General features: G+C 46.8%; 19 protein-coding genes and 1 tRNA gene. 15 read left to right on the top strand and 5 right to left on the bottom strand.

Translation table 11 applies throughout. From position 1 onward, the window contains the following. Window positions 1-204 precede the first annotated feature (204 nt). Together Q338_RS03410 and Q338_RS03405 are read right to left on the bottom strand one after the other, a co-directional pair. On the bottom strand, window positions 205-612 hold the full coding sequence (locus Q338_RS03410) for a hypothetical protein (RefSeq protein WP_034291952.1): 408 nt from the start codon (window positions 610-612) through the stop codon (window positions 205-207). Between the two features lie 85 nt (window positions 613-697). Further along, the gene (locus Q338_RS03405) at window positions 698-1,324 is read right to left on the bottom strand and encodes an HI_0552 family protein (RefSeq protein WP_034291951.1); all 627 of its coding nucleotides are present in this window, start codon (window positions 1,322-1,324) and stop codon (window positions 698-700) included. 146 nt (window positions 1,325-1,470) lie between these two features. Between Q338_RS03405 and Q338_RS03400 the strand changes: the two genes are divergently transcribed. Then, window positions 1,471-2,427, top strand: a complete 957-nt coding sequence (locus Q338_RS03400) for a bile acid:sodium symporter family protein (RefSeq protein WP_034291949.1) — start codon at window positions 1,471-1,473, stop codon at window positions 2,425-2,427. A gap of 214 nt (window positions 2,428-2,641) precedes the next feature. Here Q338_RS03400 and Q338_RS03395 read toward each other — a convergent pair whose 3' ends face one another. Then, the gene (locus Q338_RS03395) at window positions 2,642-4,183 is read right to left on the bottom strand and encodes an ABC transporter permease (protein WP_051968465.1); all 1,542 of its coding nucleotides are present in this window, start codon (window positions 4,181-4,183) and stop codon (window positions 2,642-2,644) included. Between the two features lie 111 nt (window positions 4,184-4,294). On the opposite strand from Q338_RS03395, the gene Q338_RS03390 reads away from it, so the two are divergent. The 10 genes from Q338_RS03390 (at window position 4,295) to Q338_RS15450 (ending at window position 13,010) form a co-directional block, all read left to right on the top strand. Next, window positions 4,295-4,930, top strand: a complete 636-nt coding sequence (locus Q338_RS03390; RefSeq protein WP_034291947.1) for an isochorismatase family protein — start codon at window positions 4,295-4,297, stop codon at window positions 4,928-4,930. Between the two features lie 111 nt (window positions 4,931-5,041). Then, window positions 5,042-5,755: a UMP kinase gene (pyrH, locus tag Q338_RS03385; protein WP_034291945.1), complete on the top strand. Its 714-nt coding sequence runs from the start codon at window positions 5,042-5,044 to the stop codon at window positions 5,753-5,755. Between the two features lie 209 nt (window positions 5,756-5,964). Continuing rightward, window positions 5,965-6,585 (top strand): hypothetical protein, encoded by a 621-nt coding sequence (locus tag Q338_RS13685; protein ID WP_051968464.1) that lies wholly within the window; start codon window positions 5,965-5,967, stop codon window positions 6,583-6,585. A 41-nt stretch (window positions 6,586-6,626) separates the two neighbouring features. Continuing rightward, window positions 6,627-7,163: a hypothetical protein gene (locus Q338_RS03375; RefSeq protein WP_034291943.1), complete on the top strand. Its 537-nt coding sequence runs from the start codon at window positions 6,627-6,629 to the stop codon at window positions 7,161-7,163. Window positions 7,164-7,285: 122 nt separating this feature from the next. Continuing rightward, on the top strand, window positions 7,286-8,014 hold the full coding sequence (locus tag Q338_RS03370) for a DUF6882 domain-containing protein (protein WP_034291941.1): 729 nt from the start codon (window positions 7,286-7,288) through the stop codon (window positions 8,012-8,014). Between the two features lie 121 nt (window positions 8,015-8,135). Further along, window positions 8,136-8,504 carry a hypothetical protein gene (locus Q338_RS03365; protein ID WP_034291940.1) on the top strand — a complete coding sequence of 123 codons (369 nt, stop codon included), beginning with the start codon at window positions 8,136-8,138 and terminating at the stop codon, window positions 8,502-8,504. A gap of 57 nt (window positions 8,505-8,561) precedes the next feature. Beyond that, entirely contained in the window at window positions 8,562-10,889 is a 2,328-nt protein-coding gene (topA, locus tag Q338_RS03360; protein WP_034291938.1) for a type I DNA topoisomerase, read from the top strand. Window positions 10,890-10,975: 86 nt separating this feature from the next. After that, window positions 10,976-11,683 carry an SEL1-like repeat protein gene (locus tag Q338_RS03355; RefSeq protein ID WP_147293671.1) on the top strand — a complete coding sequence of 236 codons (708 nt, stop codon included), beginning with the start codon at window positions 10,976-10,978 and terminating at the stop codon, window positions 11,681-11,683. A 9-nt stretch (window positions 11,684-11,692) separates the two neighbouring features. Beyond that, entirely contained in the window at window positions 11,693-12,634 is a 942-nt protein-coding gene (locus tag Q338_RS03350) for a DUF2272 domain-containing protein (RefSeq protein WP_115723595.1), read from the top strand. A 283-nt stretch (window positions 12,635-12,917) separates the two neighbouring features. Next, entirely contained in the window at window positions 12,918-13,010 is a 93-nt protein-coding gene (locus Q338_RS15450) for a hypothetical protein (protein ID WP_169815840.1), read from the top strand. Window positions 13,011-13,100: 90 nt separating this feature from the next. Here the strand turns inward: Q338_RS15450 and Q338_RS03345 are convergent, their stop codons facing one another. Continuing rightward, a complete protein-coding gene (locus Q338_RS03345; protein ID WP_034291934.1) occupies window positions 13,101-14,441 on the bottom strand; it encodes an NCS2 family permease in 1,341 nt (446 codons plus the stop codon). 118 nt (window positions 14,442-14,559) lie between these two features. Here Q338_RS03345 and mnmE point away from each other — a divergent pair, with 118 nt between their 5' ends. The 3 genes from mnmE (at window position 14,560) to ubiG (ending at window position 16,931) form a co-directional block, all read left to right on the top strand. Continuing rightward, window positions 14,560-15,936 carry a tRNA uridine-5-carboxymethylaminomethyl(34) synthesis GTPase MnmE gene (mnmE, locus tag Q338_RS03340; protein WP_034291932.1) on the top strand — a complete coding sequence of 459 codons (1,377 nt, stop codon included), beginning with the start codon at window positions 14,560-14,562 and terminating at the stop codon, window positions 15,934-15,936. Window positions 15,937-16,020: 84 nt separating this feature from the next. Beyond that, window positions 16,021-16,096, top strand: a tRNA-Lys gene (locus tag Q338_RS03335). A 109-nt stretch (window positions 16,097-16,205) separates the two neighbouring features. Next, a complete protein-coding gene (ubiG, locus tag Q338_RS03330) occupies window positions 16,206-16,931 on the top strand; it encodes a bifunctional 2-polyprenyl-6-hydroxyphenol methylase/3-demethylubiquinol 3-O-methyltransferase UbiG (protein ID WP_034291930.1) in 726 nt (241 codons plus the stop codon). A 115-nt stretch (window positions 16,932-17,046) separates the two neighbouring features. On the opposite strand, the gene Q338_RS03325 is transcribed toward ubiG, so the two are convergent. Then, on the bottom strand, window positions 17,047-17,712 hold the full coding sequence (locus Q338_RS03325) for an SgcJ/EcaC family oxidoreductase (protein ID WP_084693508.1): 666 nt from the start codon (window positions 17,710-17,712) through the stop codon (window positions 17,047-17,049). Between the two features lie 378 nt (window positions 17,713-18,090). On the opposite strand from Q338_RS03325, the gene glyA reads away from it, so the two are divergent. Continuing rightward, window positions 18,091-19,341: a serine hydroxymethyltransferase gene (gene glyA, locus Q338_RS03320; RefSeq protein WP_034291928.1), complete on the top strand. Its 1,251-nt coding sequence runs from the start codon at window positions 18,091-18,093 to the stop codon at window positions 19,339-19,341. The last annotated feature ends 84 nt before the right edge of the window (window positions 19,342-19,425 follow it).

Below are 19,425 nucleotides of genomic sequence, written 5' to 3'. Positions count from 1 at the left end.
AAAATTTCTACAAGCCTAAACGGGGCAGATATGAAATCTGCCCCTACGAACCGAGTTTTGCAAAGGTTTCAGCCTGAAAACACCTAGCGGTGGGCAATTCAGGCTGCCTGAATGATTATTTGGGTAGGTTGGGTTGTCAAACCCCATATTTTTGTTATCGTTAAAGAGTTGGGTTTGGCAACCCAACCTACATGACTACATGGCTTAAAAATTATAAACATAGTTTTTTTTGTAGATGATTAAATCTACTTCTATGTATTGAACAGTAAAGCATTTATTTGGTTCCAAATGGGGGAGTTCTTTATTTTTGGTATTAGGTATTTGAATATAATATGTATATAATGTGGCGTCTTCTATTTTAAATGCGACATTATTTCTTATGCCAGTATTAATTTGATATAAACAACCTGTTTTAATATTAAGTTTTTCTTTGGCATATTGTTCGGCTAAATAGTCAGGTAACCAATTCACAATAATCATACCAAAAAAAACCATAGTAATTAAAATAGTAGTTATGGCAATACAAATTCTTTTTTTCCATAATTCATATGGATTTTCTAACTTTGTATCAATATTTTTATCATTTATAAAAATATATTCATATTTTTCCATGATTTTCTTTATATTTTTAAGATAATAGCAAACGCAGCAAGCGTAGGTAGGTTCGGAAAGCCAACTTAGGCTGATTGCGACACATTCAGGCAGCCTGAATGTGAATTTGCTCATACAAAGGCAATAATTGCCTGATTGTTGCCACAATAAATTCAAGGCTATTGTGGTTTGCCAAATCATCGCGTGCCAAATGTTTGCCGATACAGAAAAAATCGTTTGGGTCGCGCAAATTCAAGCCGTTTTCAGGCAGCGTGGCGAGTTGCGGATAATCGGCATATTCATCGTCATTGCCATGCCAAATGTCAAAATCGCCCCAAGTGGGTATGTCTAAAATATCAAGCCATTGATTGTATTGCGCCAAACTGTATGCCGAACGATTGGCGCGATACGCGTGCCAGTCCAATGATACTGTCAAACGGCGGCGGTTGAGCAGAACCGATAAAATCGCTGCCGAATTGTCATATTGGGCGTATTTGAAATAGGCGAAAAAATGGGCGCGAACTTGCCAGCCATTGCACCAGCGTTCAATGTGTGGCGGTGCGAAGGGTTCGCCCAATTCGCAGGCTGCCTGAACAATCTCATCGCGCCAATCTTGCCATGCGTTTTTGTAGGCGGATTTTAGGGGTGCTATGCGTTCAGGGCAGTATTGTTTTAATTGGGCAAATTGGAAAAAGGGTTGCTTGAATAAATCGCAATGTGTGGGCGTGAGCATGGGCTTAAACCTTGTTTACATGATGATGAATGTGTTTTCAGGCTGCCTGAACTCATTAACTCATTTTTTGTTACCTTATTTTAAAATAAGTAAAAATACGTTATGATAAAACCCGTTTTTGATAATCATCATGAAAGGGTAACAAAATGTCTTTCTTCATTCAAATTAGCCAGCAATTAACCCGTTTTACCGCAGGCGTGATTATTTTGGCGGCGGTGATTGCCATGATTGAACCCGCAACCTTTTCATGGGTCAAAGGCGATGTGCAAGTGCTGGTGTTGGGCTTGATTATGCTCGGCATGGGCATGACTTTGGGTAAGGACGATTACCGCATTTTGGCACAACGTCCTTTGGATATTTTTATCGGAGCGGTGGCGCAATACACGATTATGCCGCTTTTGGCGATTGCGATTGGCAAAGGTTTGAATTTGTCGGACGGGCTGATTTTGGGTTTGGTGTTGGTGGGTTCTTGTCCTGGGGGTGTGTCGTCTAATATTATGAGTTTTTTGGCAAAGGGCGATGTGGCGTTTTCGGTGGGCATGACTACGGTTTCCACCATTTTAGCCCCTGTGATGACCCCATTGTGGATGACCGTTTTGGTCGGACAAACGGTGGAAATGGACGGCTGGGGCATGTTTAAATTTATGCTGTTGGTAACTTTATTGCCTGTGGTTTTGGGTTCGGGTGCCAATATGTTGCTGGACAAAAAAGCGTGGTTTAAAGATGTGCGTAGCGTGATGCCTGCGGTGGCGGTATTGGCGTTTGCGTGCATTGTGGGTGGCGTGGCGGCGGTGCATGGACATCGTTTTATGGAATCGGCTGTGGTGATGGTGGCGGCGATTGCGGCGCACAATATTGGCGGTTATTTCTTGGGTTACTATGCAGGTGCGTTGTGTGGCATGAACACGGCGAAAAAACGCACGATGGCAATTGAAGTCGGCGTACAAAACGCAGGTTTGGCAACGGGTTTGAGCGCGAAATTTTTCCCAACCAACGCGGAATCGGCAGTGGCAACGGCGGTGGCGTGTATTTGGCATTCGGTGTCGGGGACTGTGTTGGGGAATCTGTTTGCGTGGTGGGATAAGCGCAAAGGGCAGAATTAAATTATTCAAAATTTTTAGTACACGACAATTTTACAAACACCCAAAATGTAGGGTGCGCCGTGCGCACCAAGCGGCTGAATAATTTAAGTATTCTGGCATATTTGGTGCGCATGGCGCACCCTACTGTGATTTTTGTCGTATACTGAATTCAAAATTAAAAAATAATCAGGCAGCCTGAAAAGTGGAGAAATCTCGCTTTTCAGGCTGCCTGATTTTATTCTGTCCCCTTATTTTGCCCGCCATACCCATTCCCCAATAATAAAAACACCCCTACCGCCAAGCCCATTAATAATCCCGTTAAAACAATCGCATGTTGATAATTTTCTGCACCGATTTTGCCGAGTTTTTGGTAAATCAGGGTGGTGAGCGTTGTCCATTCGGGGCGCGATAAAAATAGGCTGGCGGCAAATTCGCCGATACAGGTGGCGGCTGCCAAACTCAAACCACGCCGCCACGCAGGGCGCAATAGGGGAAACATGATTTTGCAGGCTGCCTGAATTGGGCTTGCGCCCAGCATTCGGGCGGCTTGTGGGTAGTGGCTGGGCAGCGTGTCCCATGTGGCTAAAATATCTTTGGTTACAAAGGGATAGGCGATTAGGGTGTAAAGCGCAATCAGCATGATTAAACTGTCTGTCCAATCAGGATAGACGAGTAACACGCCAAACGCCAAACACACAGGCGAAATCATAAACGGTAAAAAAGTCATGCCGCGCAACCACGCCACGCGCCGCGCCATCGCCGCGTGGGTAAAACCCAGTAAGGTGGCGGCGATTAGAGTTAAACCTGTGAATGTTAATGTGTTTTTTAAGGCGAATAAGGTTTCGTTTGCGCTGAAAATTGTCCCAATATGGCGACTAAATTGGGCAGCCTGAAATGCGACCGCCAGCAAGGGTAAGGCACAAAATAGTGTTAATAAAATTATTGAAATGAATAAGATGGCGTATTGTGCCGCGCCGTGTGGCGTTTCAGGCTGCCTGAAAATGGGTTTGCCAACCAAATGGCGGCGACCCAACCACGCGCTCGCGCCGCCCGCCAAAGCCGTTACGCCCAGCACCAGCCACACCAAAACGGCAGCACGGCTCATGTCCAATTCGTAGGCGATGAGTTGGTAAATTTCCACTTCTACGGTAGCGTAGCGTTGCCCGCCCAGCAAAAGTGCCAGCCCAAAGCCTGAAAAACAGTACAGAAAAATCAGGCAGCCTGCGCCAATCAGCCAGTTTTTTAGGGCAGGCAATTCAATGAGATAAAATCGTTGCCATGCGTTTGCGCCGAATGTTTGGGCGGCGGCGAGTTGGTAGGCGGGGACGGATTGATAGCCGTGTTGGGCGGCGAGTACGGCAACGGGTAAATTGAAAAAAATATTGCCGTAAATCAATAAATAAGGTGTATCTTGCCAACCTTGCCAGAGTACGCCGTGTTCGCCAAATAGGGCAAGCACGCCCACACCCGCCACCAGCGTGGGCATGATAAAGGGCAACATCATCAGTTTTTGAATCAGATTGCGCCCGAAAAATTGCAATCGCGCCAAGCTCCAGCCGATGGGTAGCGCGAGCAATAGGGTGGACACGCTGGTGAAGGCAGCCTGAAAAATCGTCCACCCTAAACGGTGTTGATAATACGGGTCGCTTAAAATTTCGCGCCACAGTGGGCTGGTGTCGTCATAACGCAGCATGGCATGAAGCGGCGCAATAATGGTGATGGCGAGAAACGTTAGCGGAATAAAGCAGATGGCGAGTGTGGATAAATGGCGGCGCATGGGTGGGAGAATTTGGATTTGGGGGAAATGAGATTGTAGCGAGATTGGGCGATTTGCGGTATAAGGGGAATATGGTTTCAGGCTGCCTGAATATTTGTGAAAGGAAAATAAATGATTGTTTCCATTGATGTAGATGCTCAAAAAACCTTTACGCCACTTTGTCCCGATGAATTGCCCATTATTGGCGGCGATGAAATTGTGGCGGAACTCAACGCACAAGCCGCTTTGGCGGATTTGCGTGTGATGACCAAAGACGCGCATTCGCCACACGCCGCGTGGTTGTGCGCCCATCGCCACGAGATTTTGCAGCCCACAGGTTTGGTGAACGCGCCTGAAAAATGGGTGGCGCACGCTATGGTGGGAACGTATGGATTTGAATTATTGGATAATTTGCCTGCCGAAACGGATTACGATTTCTGCGTGTGGAAAGGCGTGTCGCCCGAATTACACCCTTATGGCGCGTGTTTTCACGATGTGCAAGAGCGTTTGAGTACGGGCTTGTTGGAATGGTTGCAGGCGCGTAGGGCGCGGACGGTGTTGGTGGGCGGTTTGGCGACTGATTATTGTGTTAAATCAACGGTTTTACAATTATTGCGTGGCGGCGATTGGTGTGTGGTGGTGAATCAGGCGGCGTGTCGTGGCATGGCGGCGGACACGGTGGCGGCGGCGTGGGCGGAAATGGCGGCGGCGGGCGCGTTGATTTTGGCAAATGCGGCGGCGGTGGACGCGTTTTTGCAGGCTGCCTGAAAAGCAAGTTTATTTTGATTGAATACAATAAACTGTTGTGTAAATCACTCAAATGTGCGGCAAAAACGCGTATAATTGCGCCGTTTTCATCGTTTTACAGGAAAAAAAGAAATGGCACTGAAATACAAACGCATTTTGCTGAAATTATCTGGCGAATCTTTGATGGGCAATGACCCTTTTGGCATTAACCGCGAAACCATTAAAGAAACAGTGCAACAAATCAAGGAAGTATCTGATTTAGGCGTGGAAGTGGCGATTGTGGTGGGCGGCGGCAATATTTTCCGTGGTGTGTCGGCGCAAGCTGGCGATATGGACAGAGCCACCGCCGATTATATGGGCATGTTGGCGACTGTGATGAACGCCTTGGCACTCAAAGAAGCGTTGGAAAGCATGGGCGCAACGGCGCGGGTGCAATCCGCTTTGTCCATGCAGCAAATTGCCGAAATGTATGTGCGCCCGAAAGCCATTCAGTATTTGGAAGAAGGCAAAATTGTGATTTTTGCGGCGGGTACGGGCAACCCGTTTTTCACGACCGACACGGCGGCGGCGTTGCGTGGTGCGGAAATGGCGTGTGATGTGATGCTCAAAGCCACCAATGTGGACGGCATTTACACCGCCGACCCGAAAAAAGACCCCAATGCCATGCGTTATCAAAGCGTTACCTTTAATGAAGCCATTGAGAAAAATTTAAAAGTGATGGACGCGACCGCGTTTACCTTGTGCCGTGAACGCGATTTGCCGATTGTGGTGTTTGGCATTTCCAAAACAGGTGCGCTCAAACGCGTGGTGCTGGGCGAAGACGAAGGTACTTTAGTTCATAATTAATTGAATAATTTATATTATTTGAATAATTGAAATTATTTAGGCAGCCTGAAAACTGATTTTCAGGCTGCCTGAAGTTTTTTGGGAGAAATTGAATATTTTTTGATAAAACAATATTCTTTGCGTATTTTTAAATTTTTTTACACAAAGCTCTTGCCAAAATGCACACATTCCCTAAAAATAAAAAAAGATCGTTTATATTAGAGACAAATATGCGCCCAATCGCACTCCTATTAGCTTTAACCCTGCTTGCCGCCTGTGGCAGCGAAGACGAAGACACCCCTGCGGCTGCCAGCGTAACAGCCCAAGCCCCCGCCCCCATAAAATGTGAAATAGACCGCAACAGCATTGCAGGCATACCGCTTGGTACAACCATTGAGCAAGTGCGCCAACAATTCCCTAAAGCCTTGATTAAATCATTGCAGGACAATGAAGGCATTGCGTTTACGTCTATTCAGCTCACGCCCGATATTCAGATTTTCGCCTACACCGACAGCAGCCAAGCCACCGCCGCCGATAATAGCCCGATTACCTATTTGGATACCGCGTCAGCAGCCTGCAAAACCGAACAGGGCGTACACCCATTTATGGAAGTTGCCAAAGCAGAACAAATTTACGGCGCGGTACAACAAATTGTGATGAGCGAAGCCGAAGCGCGTCAAACCGCCGAATTTGACCAGCAACCGCCCGAACTCTCATTCCGCATAGACGATAGCGGCGCATTTGATTTAACCGATAATAATTTGCCCAAAATCACCACCGATTATCAGGAAGGCGCGAAAATTCACAGTATTGCGGTGATGAATTTGCCAGCAGAAGAAGTGGCGCAATAGGGTTTTTGTGGATTTCAGGCAGCCTGAAAGTGAAAAAAATAATGAAAAAACAAATTATTTTGCTGACTGTATTATTTGCCGCAACCAGCGTTCAGGCTGCCCCAAAATCCTGCCCAATCCACGCCAATGGCATGGGCGGCGTGAAAATCGGGCAAACCCTGTCGCAAGTGAAACGCCAATTCCCACAAGCCCGTTTCAGCGCAACCCGTGATGCGGAAGGCGCACTATTTACCGCCATTCAATTCAATCGCCAAACCGAAATCCTTGCCCATATTGATGAAGACACAGGCAAAATTGATTTTTTGGAAACCTTTTCGGCAGCCTGCAAAACGGCAGACGGCATACACCCGAAAATGCCTTTGCGCGAAGTGGTAAAACGCTGGGGCAGCCTGAAACAAATCACGATGAGCGAAATTGAAATGCGCCAATTTGCCGAATTTCCACGCCAAGCCAAATGGCTGACGGTGCGCGTGGACGGTGGCGATTTTAGCGCGGTGGGCGATGATTTGACGCTGCCTTTATTGACACGAAAATTCAGTCGCCATGCAAAAGTATTGAGTTTGGTGGTGGCGAAATAGGTTTCAGGCTGCCTGAAAAATCCACCATGCCAAATGTAGGGTGTGTACCACGCACCAAAATATTGAAAAATCAAAGAAAACGGTGCGTAATACGCACCCTACAAACTGAAAGTGAAGCAATCATGAAAAAAATCATTTTAACTTTATTATTAACCGCAGTGTGTCATGTTCATGCTTTACCCATTCCAAACAAATTATTGGAAAACCATGTTGGCATTGCCGCAGATAAACAATGGACATTATTGGAAAAAATTGGAAACGAACCTGAATGGCAAGTAAATTTAAATACAGGCAAAATTCAATTTAATCAACAAGAATTTGATGCCCAAGTGATTGGTTCGTATGCACAAAGCGACCGTTCATGGCTTTGGGCTTGGGCAAATGTACAATCAGGGCTATCTGAGAATGTTTTGCGCGACAGCCAAAAGTTACGCGATTACGGCAAACATCATCAAATCAAATGGCTGACCCAAGCCAAACATCGCCCTTATCAGGAGCAAAATATTCATGAACTTGCCAGCATTGCAGTCGGCATTACAGGTGCAGACGGTTACTATTTGGCACGAACAGACAATATGATTGTGGTTTTGACCGTGCGCCACACAAAACAACCTACACAAGCCAGTGTTCAACAACAACATTTACACATCATCACAACCATTCCCAAAATAATTGGTTCATTTTCATTGAATAATCATCAACGTGTCATTGAACATTATTTGCACCAAAAGGGTTATCAAACACAAATGCGCCAATCCATTTTGACCGCACGAAAAGACACACATTGTTTGAAAGCCAAATTTGATAAACAAAAACGTTTGGCAGAATTATTGGGGCAATGTGATGAATGATTTTCAGGCAGCCTGAAAAATCCACCACCCCAAATGTAGGGTGTGTACCACGCACCAAGATATTGAAAATCAAAGAAAACGGTGCGTAATACGCACCCTACAAACTGAAAGCGCAAAAATCATGAAAAAACAAACCATTTTGCCGATTTTATTATTGGCAACACAAAACGTATGGGCGAATGGGTTTAATGTACGCGAAACCACTTGCGATACACGCACACAACACAATATACCCTGTCGCGTTGAATTGACCTTGCCCGCAGTGGGTGCAAATCAAACCGTTGTGTCTGCTGCAATCTTTTATTTGGGCAATCATCAAGTTCATGAAGTGCAACGAAAAACCGTTTACAATTCAAACAGCGTGGCAGTTGAAAACACCTTGACTTTAAATAATAAAATGGCTCAATTCAAACGCATTAAAGACGATTATGTTTGTTTTGAAAGTGCCGACAATCAAATTTGTGCAAATATGGTCATGTTGTCATTTTAAGGCAGCCTGAAAATCCACCACACCATTTTAATTTAACAAAATAAAGAACAAAAAACCATGTCCAAAAACCTATTAATTGTAGAATCCCCCAACAAAATCAAGTCTGTAAAAAAATACTTGGGCGGTGATTTTGAAGTACTTGCCTCATTCGGACACGTCCGCGACCTGATTCCCAAAGATGGCGCGGTCAATCCCGATGACAATTTTGCCATGAAATACCAAATCATCAGCAAAAACAGCAAGCACGTTGATGCCATCGTAGCCGCCGCCAAAGAAGCCGACACCATTTATCTGGCAACCGACCCCGACCGCGAAGGCGAAGCGATTTCATGGCACATTTATGAAATCTTGAAATCCAAACGCGGCATGAAAAACGTGGGCGAAAAAATCCAACGTGTTGTTTTTCATGAAGTTACGCCAAAAGGCGTTCAGGCAGCCTTACAAAATCCGCGCGGCTTGGACGTGAATTTGATTGACGCGCAACAAGCCCGCCGTGCTTTGGATTATTTGGTGGGTTTCAATTTGTCGCCGCTTTTGTGGAAAAAAATCCGCTACGGCTTGTCGGCTGGGCGCGTGCAAAGCCCTGCTCTTCGCCTGATTTGCGAACGCGAAAACGAAATCCGCGCCTTTGAAACGCAAGAATATTGGACAGTCCACATGGACAGCCACAAAGGGCGCACCAAATTTTCCGCCAAACTGATTCAATGGCAGGGCAATAAATTGGAACAGTTTTCGCTGCCCGATGAAAACGCGCAGGCTGCCGTGTTGTCTGCCTTGCAAGGCAAAACAGCACAAGTGTCTGATGTGGTTAAGAAAAAAGCCACACGCAAACCTGCCGCGCCCTACACCACGTCCACCATGCAGCAAGACGCGGTACGCAAACTCGGCTTTACCACCGACCGCACCATGCGCACCGCCCAACAGCTTTTTGAAGGCATAGACGTGGGACAAGGCGCAGTCGGCTTGATTACCTATATGCGTACCGACAGCGTAACCCTGTCGCAAGACGCGCTGACCGAAATCCGCCATTATATTGACAACAAAATTGGCGCAGATTTTCTGCCATCTTCGCCCAAAATCTACAAAACCAAGTCCAAAAACGCGCAAGAGGCACACGAGGCGGTGCGCCCGACTTCGGTGTACCGTTCGCCTGAAAGCGTGAAACCGTTTTTGTCGCCCGACCAATTCAAGTTGTACCAAATGATTTGGCAGCGCACGGTGGCGTGTCAAATGGTGGACGCGAAATTTGACGCAACAACGGTGGACATTAACGTGGGCGATGGCGTGTTCCGCGCGACTGGACAAGTGTTGGTTTTTGCTGGCTTTTTGAGCGTGTATCAAGAAGGCGCAGACGAAGACGATGAAGCCGAAGAAAGCAAAAAGCTGCCTGAAATGGCGGTGGGCGATGTGCTGCCTGTGGATAAATTGTATGGCGAACAGCATTTTACCCAGCCGCCACCGCGTTTTAACGAGGCGACTTTGGTTAAGGCTTTGGAAGAATTTGGCATTGGTCGTCCGTCCACTTATGCCAGTATCATCAAGACTTTAAAAGACCGCGAATACGTTACGGTGGAACAACGCCGTTTCCAACCCACCGACACGGGCGACATTGTGAACAAATTTTTGACCGAACATTTTGAGCAATATGTGGACTACGATTTCACGGCAAAATTGGAAGACCAGCTTGATGAAATCGCCAACGGCAGCCGCGCTTGGATTCCTGTGATGGAAAAATTCTGGAAAGGTTTCCACAAGCAAGTTGTTGAAAAAGAAGGCATTGAACGCGCCAAATTCACCACGCAAGAATTGGACGAAACCTGCCCACAATGCGGCAAACACAAATTGCAAATCAAATTCGGACGCGCAGGGCGTTTTGTGGCGTGCGCGGGCTACCCCGAATGCGGCTACACGCGCAATGTGAACGAAACCGCCGAACAAGCCGCCGAGCGCGTTGCCCAAGAAGCCGCGCAACAAGCTGAATTGGAAGGCAGAAGTTGCCCCAAATGTGGCGGTCAGTTGGTGTACAAAACGGCGCGTTCAGGCAGCAAATTCATCGGTTGCGCGAATTATCCGAAATGCAAACACGTTGAGCCTTTGGAAAAACCGAAAACCACAGGCGTCCCCTGCCCACAATGCGGTAAAGGGCATTTGGTGGAACGCAAATCGCGTTTTGGCACAACGTTTTACAGTTGCGACAGCTACCCCGATTGCAAATATGCGGTCAATCATTTGCCGCTCAACGAGCCGTGTCCACAATGCGGCTGGGCAATTACCATGCGGAAAGTAACCAAGCGTTGGGGCGTGGAGCGTGTGTGTCCGCAGAAAGAATGCGGCTGGAAAGAACAGCTTGAACCGCCTGCTGGCAAAAATCAATCGGAAGAATAAAACAGTTCAGGCAGCCTGAAAGTCCTAGCGGACGGCAATTCAGGCTGCCTGAAATGGTATTTTGTTAAATTAAAATAGATAAATACATGAAAAATCATATTCTATTACTTCTTTTGGCATTATCCGCTTGTTCCGCAGAAACAACTGCTGACATACAAAATATGACTGCCAGCAGTCCTGCTCATACGCATTTAAACTACACGGTTGAACAAAAAAATCTGTTGGCTCAAGCTGAAAAAGGCGATGTGGATGCACAATATTTCTTGGCTCAATCGCTATTTGAAACGGCTGACCCTACCCGCATCAAAGAAAGTGATTTCTATCATTGGATGAAAAAGGCTGCCGATAATGGACATGAGGTTGCCCAAAATATTTTGGCTGATATGGCAGCAGATGGTATGAGCAGTCAAGAAACCGCAGATGAATTTGCGCCTAATGGTACACAAAAAATCATGGATGAAATTAAATTATTGGAAAAGCAGACACCTGTTGATTATCTAAAAATCATCGGAAAATTGCAGCAAGCCGCTACATTACAAAATTATATGGCGCTGTCTGATTTAACCGTAATTTATGGTATGGAGGAAAACGCTACCGTTTATGGTGTCAAAACCAATCCACTAACGGCTTGTACATTGGCTTTATATAACAATCATTTATATGGCGATGTCAATAAAGGACACCTTGACTTGTATTGCAATGGTGAAAAGCTTACCAAAGCGCAGTTTAAGCAAGCAGAGCAATTTAGTGAGATGCTCATCAAGCACCCCAATCGTTTGAGCGAACTTTGGTAATGAAGTAGGGTGCGCACGGCGCACCCTACACAAGTTTTCAGGCTGCCTGAAAACATTTCTCCAATTAAATCAACACACAATCTCAACACCATGTTACCCAATCCATTCAAATTTTACGCGCTGATTTTGATTGCGCTGCTTTCACTCAACGCTTGCCAAATTTCGCAGCATACCGCCTATATTCAGCAACAGGAAAATATCCCCGTTCCCGAAAATCTTTCGCTGAATCAAAAAATTGCATGGGTTGCCAAATGGGAACATGAATTGTGGCATCGCCCCTTTATCAATCAACAGGGGCATATTGTGAAACGCGGTGTCAGCGAGGCGACCCATGCCAAATTGGGCAATGGTCAAACCGCTTGGCAACGGGTTGCGCTGTATTGGGCAACGCCAAATATGGATACGATAGACAATTTATCATCTTGTTTTCAATCGCAAGAACGGCATATTCATCATTGCCGCAGTTTGTTGTTAGACAAACCTTGGTCAGCCGCCTTTATTTCCCATGTGATGACGCAAGCGGGGGTAAAAGATTTTGCTTTTGCCCCAGCGCACATTACCTACATTCGCGCTGCCGCCCAGCAGCAGGGGCATTATCAACTGTTGCCGCCCATACAAACCCGACCCGAAGTGGGCGATTTGCTGTGTTACAGCCGCAGCGAAGATGTGAAAAATCATGTGGCATTGAAAGATTTTTTGCAGCAGCAACAAGGCTTTCTGCCCACCCATTGCGATGTGGTGGTGGACGTGTACGAGCGTGAAGTGCATTTGATTGGCGGCAATGTTGCCGATACGGTGATGTTGCGCAAAATGCCGTTGGACGACAAGCAATTCATCGTGTTTCCCGATAACGCGCAAGGTGTTTGTGAAGTGGAAAATGAAACCGCGTGCAATGCCAATCGGCAATATTGGGTGGCGTTGTTGAAATGGAATAAAATGGCACATCAATAAATTGCTTTTCAGCAAGCGTAGGTCGGTTCTCCGAGCCGATATTCACGAGATTTCAAATGATGGATGATTGCTTAATTTATTGTATCAAAAGAAAAAAATGCCTTTTTGAGTATAGTCGTAGAAATGAAAATGCAGTACAAGGCGACAACGCCCGCCATGTACGAATAGTACATAAGAGCGTTGGCAACGCTGTAATGCTTTTTCAGTTCTGGGACTTATAGATGCTGGCTCAGATAGCCGACCTTGTTAGCTGGCGAATAAATTACCCAAAACGCTGGACGATTTGCGCGAGATTCATGGTTTTGATGATGAGAAAATCGCGGAATATGGGGAAGAATTGTTGGAGATGATTGGGGATTTTCAGGCTGCCACGTAGCAAAATTGAAAATATTTCCATATAAATCAATCATATAATTTACACCCTACATTTATTTTATCGTGTACCCAAAAGCAGCCTGAACAATCTTCACGCCCCCAAAAACCAAAATTTCGCCAACCAGCACACCGCCACAATCCACACCATCACAGGCACTTCACGATGGCGTTTGCAGCACAATTTAATCGCCGCATAGCTGATAAAACCCAAAGCAATCCCATCGGCAATGGAATAAGTAAACGGCATAAACGCAATCGTCATAAATGCAGGCGCGGCTTCGGTCATATCGTCCCAATCAATTTCGGTGGCAGAACGCATCATTTGCACGCCAATGTATAACAAAGCGGGCGCAGTCGCAAACGCAGGCACGGCTTTTGCCAATGGCGAAAACCACAAACACGCCAACATCAACACACCCACCGTTACCGCCGTCAAACCCGTGCGCCCACCCGCCGCCACGCCCGAAGCACTCTCAATGTACGGCGTAATTGAAGAAGTCCCCAACGCGCCGCCCGCAATAATCGCCGTGCTGTCGGCAAACAAAGCGCGTTTCAAACGCGGCAAATGTCCATTTTTGTCCAATAAACCTGCGCGGTGCGACACGCCGACCAGCGTTCCCGTACTGTCAAACAAGTCCACCAAGAAAAATACAAACACCACCGCAATCATGCTGCCATTAAACAGCCCATTAAAATCCATTTGCATAAAAGTCGGTGCAAGCGATGGCACGGCAGACACCACGCCCTCAAATTGCGTCAAACCCAAAGCCGCTGCAATCGCGGTAATCACAAAAATACTGATGATAATCGCGCCGCGCACACGGAAATAATCCAAAGCAATCGTTAAAAAGAAACCACCCAAAGCCAGCAATACGGGCATATTCGGTACTTTCACGCCGTCTTTGATTTCATATAAATTATTCATTTTCAACAAAGTGGCTTCGCTGGCAATCACAATCCCCGCATTTTTCAAAGCAATCAATGCCAAAAACAAGCCTATCCCTGCCGCAATCGCCATTTTCAAACTCATGGGCAAGGCGTTTACCAGCATTTCCCGAATTTTAAAAAAGCTAAATAAAACAAAAATAATCCCCGACACAAACACCGCCGCCAACGCAATTTGCCAGCTCACCCCCATGCCCTGCACCACGCTGAATGTAAAATACGCGTTCAAGCCCATACCAGGGGCAAGCGCAATCGGATAATTGGCAAACGCGCCCATAATAAAGCAGCCAATCGCCGCCGAAATGCAAGTCGCCACAAACACCGCGCCAAAATCCATGCCCGTGATGGACAAAATAGACGGATTGACAATAATAATGTAGCACATGGTTAAAAAAGTGGTGAAACCCGCCACGATTTCGGTGCGAACATTGGTACCGTGTTCGGATAATTTGAACAAGCGTTCTAAAAGATTGTTTGGATTAGACATTTTGAATATTTACCAAAGGCAAAAAAGGAAAATTATAGCATTCAGGCAGCCTGAAAACCAGTTTCAGGCTGCCTGAATGCTATAATTCACCATCTTCAAATTTTTCAGGCAGCCTGCAATGAACCACCCACATTCCCCCACCATCGCCGCCATCGCCACCGCCAACGGACGCGGCGGCGTGGGCATAATCCGCATATCGGGCAAAGACTTACTGCCTTTCGCCCAAGCCATTTCGGGCGGCAAAACGCCCAAACCGCGCACCGCACTCTACACCGACTTTCTCGCCGCAGACGGCAGCGCGATTGACAATGGTTTGCTGCTGTATTTTGCCTCGCCAGCTAGTTTCACAGGCGAAGATGTCATTGAATTACAAGGACATGGCGGACAAATCGTCTTGCAAATGCTGTTGGCGCGTTGCGTGGAATTGGGCGCACGCTTGGCAGAGGCTGGCGAATTTTCCAAACGCGCTTTTCTCAACAATAAGATGGACTTGGCGCAAGCCGAAAGCGTGGCGGATTTGATTGACGCGTCCAGCCAAGCCGCAGCGCGTATGGCAATGCGTTCGCTCAAAGGCGTTTTTTCTCAACAAATTCATGCGCTTGTGGACGATTTGATTACCTTGCGTATGCTGGTGGAAGCCACGCTGGATTTTCCCGAAGAAGACATTGATTTTCTGCAAGCGGCTGACGCAAAAGGCAAATTAGCCAGCCTGCAAACCCAGTTGGCAAACATTTTCGCCCACGCCCAACAAGGCGCGATTTTGCGCGAAGGCATGAATGTGGTGCTGGTGGGCGCGCCCAATGTCGGAAAATCCAGTTTACTCAATGCTTTGGCGGGCGATGATGTGGCGATTGTAACCGACATCGCAGGCACGACTCGCGACACGGTGCGCGAATACATCACGCTGGACGGCGTGCCCATTCACATTACCGACACGGCTGGATTGCGCCAAACCGATGATATTGTGGAACAAATCGGCATACAGCGCAGCGAAAAGGCGGTGCAAAATGCCGATGTCGCCCTGATTTTGATAGACCCAAACGAGGGCTTGAACGACACCACGCGCGAAATCCTGTTCAGGCTGCCTGAAAACCTGAAATGCATTGAAATTCATAATAAAATTGATTTGAAAAATGACAATCCAAGCGTGGAAAATCGTTCAGGCAGCCTGAAAAACGAAACGGGCGCAAGCACCATCATCAAGCTGTCCGCCAAAACAGGCGCAGGTTTGGATTTGTTGAAACATGAATTATTACAACAAGTTGGCTGGCAAGGCGAAAGCGAAGGCTTGTTTTTGGCGCGCACGCGGCACATTCACGCGTTGCAAACCGCGCAAACCGAACTGGACAACGCGGCAGCTTGCGGCAACCATCAAATTGAATTGTTGGCGGAACATTTGCGTTTGGCGCAGGTGGCGTGCAATGAAATCACGGGCGAATTTACGGCTGATGATTTGTTGGGCGTGATTTTTTCGCGGTTTTGCATTGGAAAATAAGCAACAAAAATAGGGTTTTATTGAAATAGTTTGAAAATCAGCTTGACGAATAAAGATTAGGTTTATATAATTCAAATCTTTATTGGGTCGTTAGCTCAGTCGGTAGAGCAGCGGACTTTTAATCCGTTGGTCGAGCGTTCGAATCGCTCACGACCCACCAAATTTTGAAAAGCCTGAACAAAATGTTCGGGCTTTTTTCATATTCATTTTGATTATTTTCAGGCAGCCTGAAATCAAGATAACCTATTTATTTAATTGGAAAAATCATCATGACTGAACCCACTCAAAACCAAAACGTAGATTCCGCCGAAATTGAAAAATTCAGCAAACTCGCCGATAAATGGTGGGACAAATCGGGCGAATTTAAGCCACTCCACGACATTAACCCTTTGCGTTTGGGTTATATTCACCAACATGCTGATTTATTAGGTAAAAATATTGTAGATGTGGGCTGTGGTGGCGGCATTTTGGCGGAAAGCATGGCGGTGTTGGGGGCGGCGCAGGTTTTGGGCGTGGACATGGCGGAGCGTTCTTTGGCGGCGGCTACAGCGCACGCGCAAGCACAAGATGTTGAAAACCTTGCCTATCGCTGCGTGAGCGTGGAAGATTTGGCGGCAGAAATGCCTCATTCATTTGATGTGGTAACATGCATGGAAATGCTGGAACACGTCCCCGACCCTGCTTCGGTGATTCGTGCCTGTGCGAAATTGGCGAAACCTGATGGTTGGGTGTTTTTTTCCACGCTCAATCGCAATGCCAAATCGTATGTTCACGCGATTTTTGGGGCGGAATATGTGTTGAATTTGGTACCAAAAGGCACGCATGATTGGGGCAAATTCATCACGCCTGCGGAATTGGCGCGTATGTGTCGGGCGGCTGGACTGGATTTGGTGGACACGCGTGGTATGGGTTATAAACCATTGTCGCGGCATTATTTTTTGGGCGATGATGTATCGGTGAATTATATGGTGGCGTGTCGCCCTGTGAACCCTTGATATTTGTTTTATAGTGAATTCAATTTAAATTTAATCCACTATCATCCAAATTAACAAAAAAAGGCAGCCTGAAAAACCAATCCATTGTTTTTCAGGCTGCCTTTTGATTATCCAATTAATGTGCTGAAGTTTGCGGTGCGGCTTGTGGCGCAACAGGTGCAGGAGCTGCTTGTGGTGCAGGCTGCGGTGCTGGGGCAGCGTGTGCAGGTTCAGCGTGTGGCACGGCTTGCGGTGCGGGTTGTGGTGCAGGTGCGGCTTTAGCGGCTGCGGCGGCTTTCATCAATGGTTCAGGCATTAATGAAGAGTGATGGCTGCTGATTTGCCATTGTTTGCCGTCCCAGCGATAAGTGTAGCTGTAGCGACCTGTAATTTTTTCGCCTGTTTTTTGGTAGGTAAATGTGTAAATACCTGCGTCCAAAGCCCAGTTACAGCCGATTTGAATGGCGCGTTCATTGATTTCGCCAACGGGTTTTTTCTCCAAGAAGTGTTTGAAATAATCTTCTTTTTCGGCTGGCGTGTAGCGCACTTTATCGGAAACGGTTGGCAACAACACAGAATCCAAAGCGTACAAGTTGGCTACGGCTTTCGCATCACCAGTTTTCAAGGCTTCATTCCAACGCGTGAATTGAGCGGCAATTTCGTCATCGCCTACCGCTTTGCAGACATAGCCACTGGCGGTGATTTTTTCCTCAACGCTTTGTTTATTTTTGCGTTTTTCGCCACCACCGCAGGCTGCCAATGCGCCTGTTACTGCCAATACAACCAACAATTTCGTATTCATTGTGAAAACCCATTATATTAGTTGAACAAGTCTATATCATAAAATAAAATTTTATTTTCAACAAGATAAAAAAATTATTTTACATCAAATAATTCTATTTTCAGGCTGCCTGTTGCCATGCGGCAACATTTTTAGGGGGAGAAAGAGCAGCCTGAATATGCCCATTTTGTTGCTACACGCGTTGCGCCGCGTACCACGCTGCCCACCCCACGATTAGCCATTCAAGCCACATTTTCAGGCTGCCTTTCAGTAGCCGATAATTTTTCAATCACGAATTTTACCCTACTCTTCATTTTGTCGCACACAAAAAGGCAGCCTGAAAAATAAATTATGCTACAATCCGCCTCATTCCCATCAACCTGTTTATAAGGACAAATTATGTTCTCAAAAAGCGTTACCATTGAAAAATACGACCCCGAATTAGCCGCCGCGATTGCTGCCGAAGTACAACGCCAGCAAGACCACATTGAGCTGATTGCGTCTGAAAACTATGTGAGCTGTGCCGTGATGGAAGCACAAGGCAGCCAACTGACCAACAAATATGCCGAAGGCTACCCCAGCAAACGCTATTATGGCGGCTGTGAACACGTTGATGTGGCAGAACAACTGGCGATTGACCGCGTGAAAAAACTGTTTGGCGCAGAATACGCCAACGTGCAACCGCATTCAGGCAGCCAAGCCAACCAAGCGGTGTACGCAGCCGTGTTGAAACCTGGCGATACGATTTTGGGCATGAGCTTGGCGCATGGCGGACACTTGACACACGGTGCCAGCGTGAACATTTCAGGCAAATTGTACAACGCCATCACTTACGGTTTGGACGAAAACGAAGTGCTGAACTATGCCGAAGTGGAGCGTTTGGCTTTGGAACACAAGCCGAAAATGATTGTGGCAGGCGCGTCTGCCTATGCCTTGCAAATTGATTGGGCGAAATTCCGCGAAATTGCCGACAAAGTGGGCGCGTATTTGTTTGTGGACATGGCGCATTATGCGGGTTTGGTGGCAGGTGGCGAATACCCCAATCCTGTGCCATTTGCCGATTTTGTAACCACCACCACACACAAAACGTTGCGTGGTCCTCGCGGTGGCGTGATTTTGTGCCGCGACAATACGCATGAAAAGATTTTGAATTCAACCATTTTCCCAAGTTTGCAAGGTGGTCCACTCATGCACGTGATTGCGGCAAAAGCGGTGGCATTCAAAGAAGCCCTTGAACCTGAATTCAAACAATACGCCAAACAAGTGAAAATCAACGCAGCTGCCATGGCAGAAGAATTGGTGAAACGCGGTTTGCGCATTGTGTCTGGTCGCACAGAAAGCCATGTTTTCTTGGTGGATTTGCGCCCGAAAAACATCACGGGCAAGGCGGCAGAAGAGGCTTTGGGCAAAGCACACATTACCATCAACAAAAACGCCATTCCCAACGACCCTGAAAAACCGTTTGTAACCAGTGGCATTCGCGTGGGTGCGTCTGCGATTACTTCGCGCGGTTTTGATGAAGCCGATGCGCGTGAATTGGCAAATTTGGTGGCAGACGTGTTGGAAAACCCCAACGATGAAACCGTGTTGGCGCAAGTGGCAGAAAAAGCCAAAGCCTTGTGCGACAAACGTCCTGTGTATGGCGCGTAATTGTTGATTTAAAAAATTCAGGCAGCCTGAAAAGGGGGAATCCTTTTTCAGGCTGCCTGAATGTTATTTAGCCAAATAATTGTT

Origin of the sequence: Alysiella crassa DSM 2578 (assembly GCF_000745955.1) — a bacterium.
Classification (GTDB): domain Bacteria; phylum Pseudomonadota; class Gammaproteobacteria; order Burkholderiales; family Neisseriaceae; genus Simonsiella; species Simonsiella crassa.
Note: the sequence above shows the minus strand (reverse complement) of the source record. Positions and strands in the feature narration are given on the sequence as shown.

Coding starts and splice junctions, on each gene's coding strand:
- Q338_RS03410 (WP_034291952.1), bottom strand. CDS start 612: ATGGAAAAATATGAATATATTTTTATAAATGATAAAAATATTGATACA.
- Q338_RS03405 (WP_034291951.1), bottom strand. CDS start 1,324: ATGCTCACGCCCACACATTGCGATTTATTCAAGCAACCCTTTTTCCAA.
- Q338_RS03400 (WP_034291949.1), top strand. CDS start 1,471: ATGTCTTTCTTCATTCAAATTAGCCAGCAATTAACCCGTTTTACCGCA.
- Q338_RS03395 (WP_051968465.1), bottom strand. CDS start 4,183: ATGCGCCGCCATTTATCCACACTCGCCATCTGCTTTATTCCGCTAACG.
- Q338_RS03390 (WP_034291947.1), top strand. CDS start 4,295: ATGATTGTTTCCATTGATGTAGATGCTCAAAAAACCTTTACGCCACTT.
- pyrH (WP_034291945.1), top strand. CDS start 5,042: ATGGCACTGAAATACAAACGCATTTTGCTGAAATTATCTGGCGAATCT.
- Q338_RS13685 (WP_051968464.1), top strand. CDS start 5,965: ATGCGCCCAATCGCACTCCTATTAGCTTTAACCCTGCTTGCCGCCTGT.
- Q338_RS03375 (WP_034291943.1), top strand. CDS start 6,627: ATGAAAAAACAAATTATTTTGCTGACTGTATTATTTGCCGCAACCAGC.
- Q338_RS03370 (WP_034291941.1), top strand. CDS start 7,286: ATGAAAAAAATCATTTTAACTTTATTATTAACCGCAGTGTGTCATGTT.
- Q338_RS03365 (WP_034291940.1), top strand. CDS start 8,136: ATGAAAAAACAAACCATTTTGCCGATTTTATTATTGGCAACACAAAAC.
- topA (WP_034291938.1), top strand. CDS start 8,562: ATGTCCAAAAACCTATTAATTGTAGAATCCCCCAACAAAATCAAGTCT.
- Q338_RS03355 (WP_147293671.1), top strand. CDS start 10,976: ATGAAAAATCATATTCTATTACTTCTTTTGGCATTATCCGCTTGTTCC.
- Q338_RS03345 (WP_034291934.1), bottom strand. CDS start 14,441: ATGTCTAATCCAAACAATCTTTTAGAACGCTTGTTCAAATTATCCGAA.
- mnmE (WP_034291932.1), top strand. CDS start 14,560: ATGAACCACCCACATTCCCCCACCATCGCCGCCATCGCCACCGCCAAC.
- ubiG (WP_034291930.1), top strand. CDS start 16,206: ATGACTGAACCCACTCAAAACCAAAACGTAGATTCCGCCGAAATTGAA.
- Q338_RS03325 (WP_084693508.1), bottom strand. CDS start 17,712: ATGAATACGAAATTGTTGGTTGTATTGGCAGTAACAGGCGCATTGGCA.
- glyA (WP_034291928.1), top strand. CDS start 18,091: ATGTTCTCAAAAAGCGTTACCATTGAAAAATACGACCCCGAATTAGCC.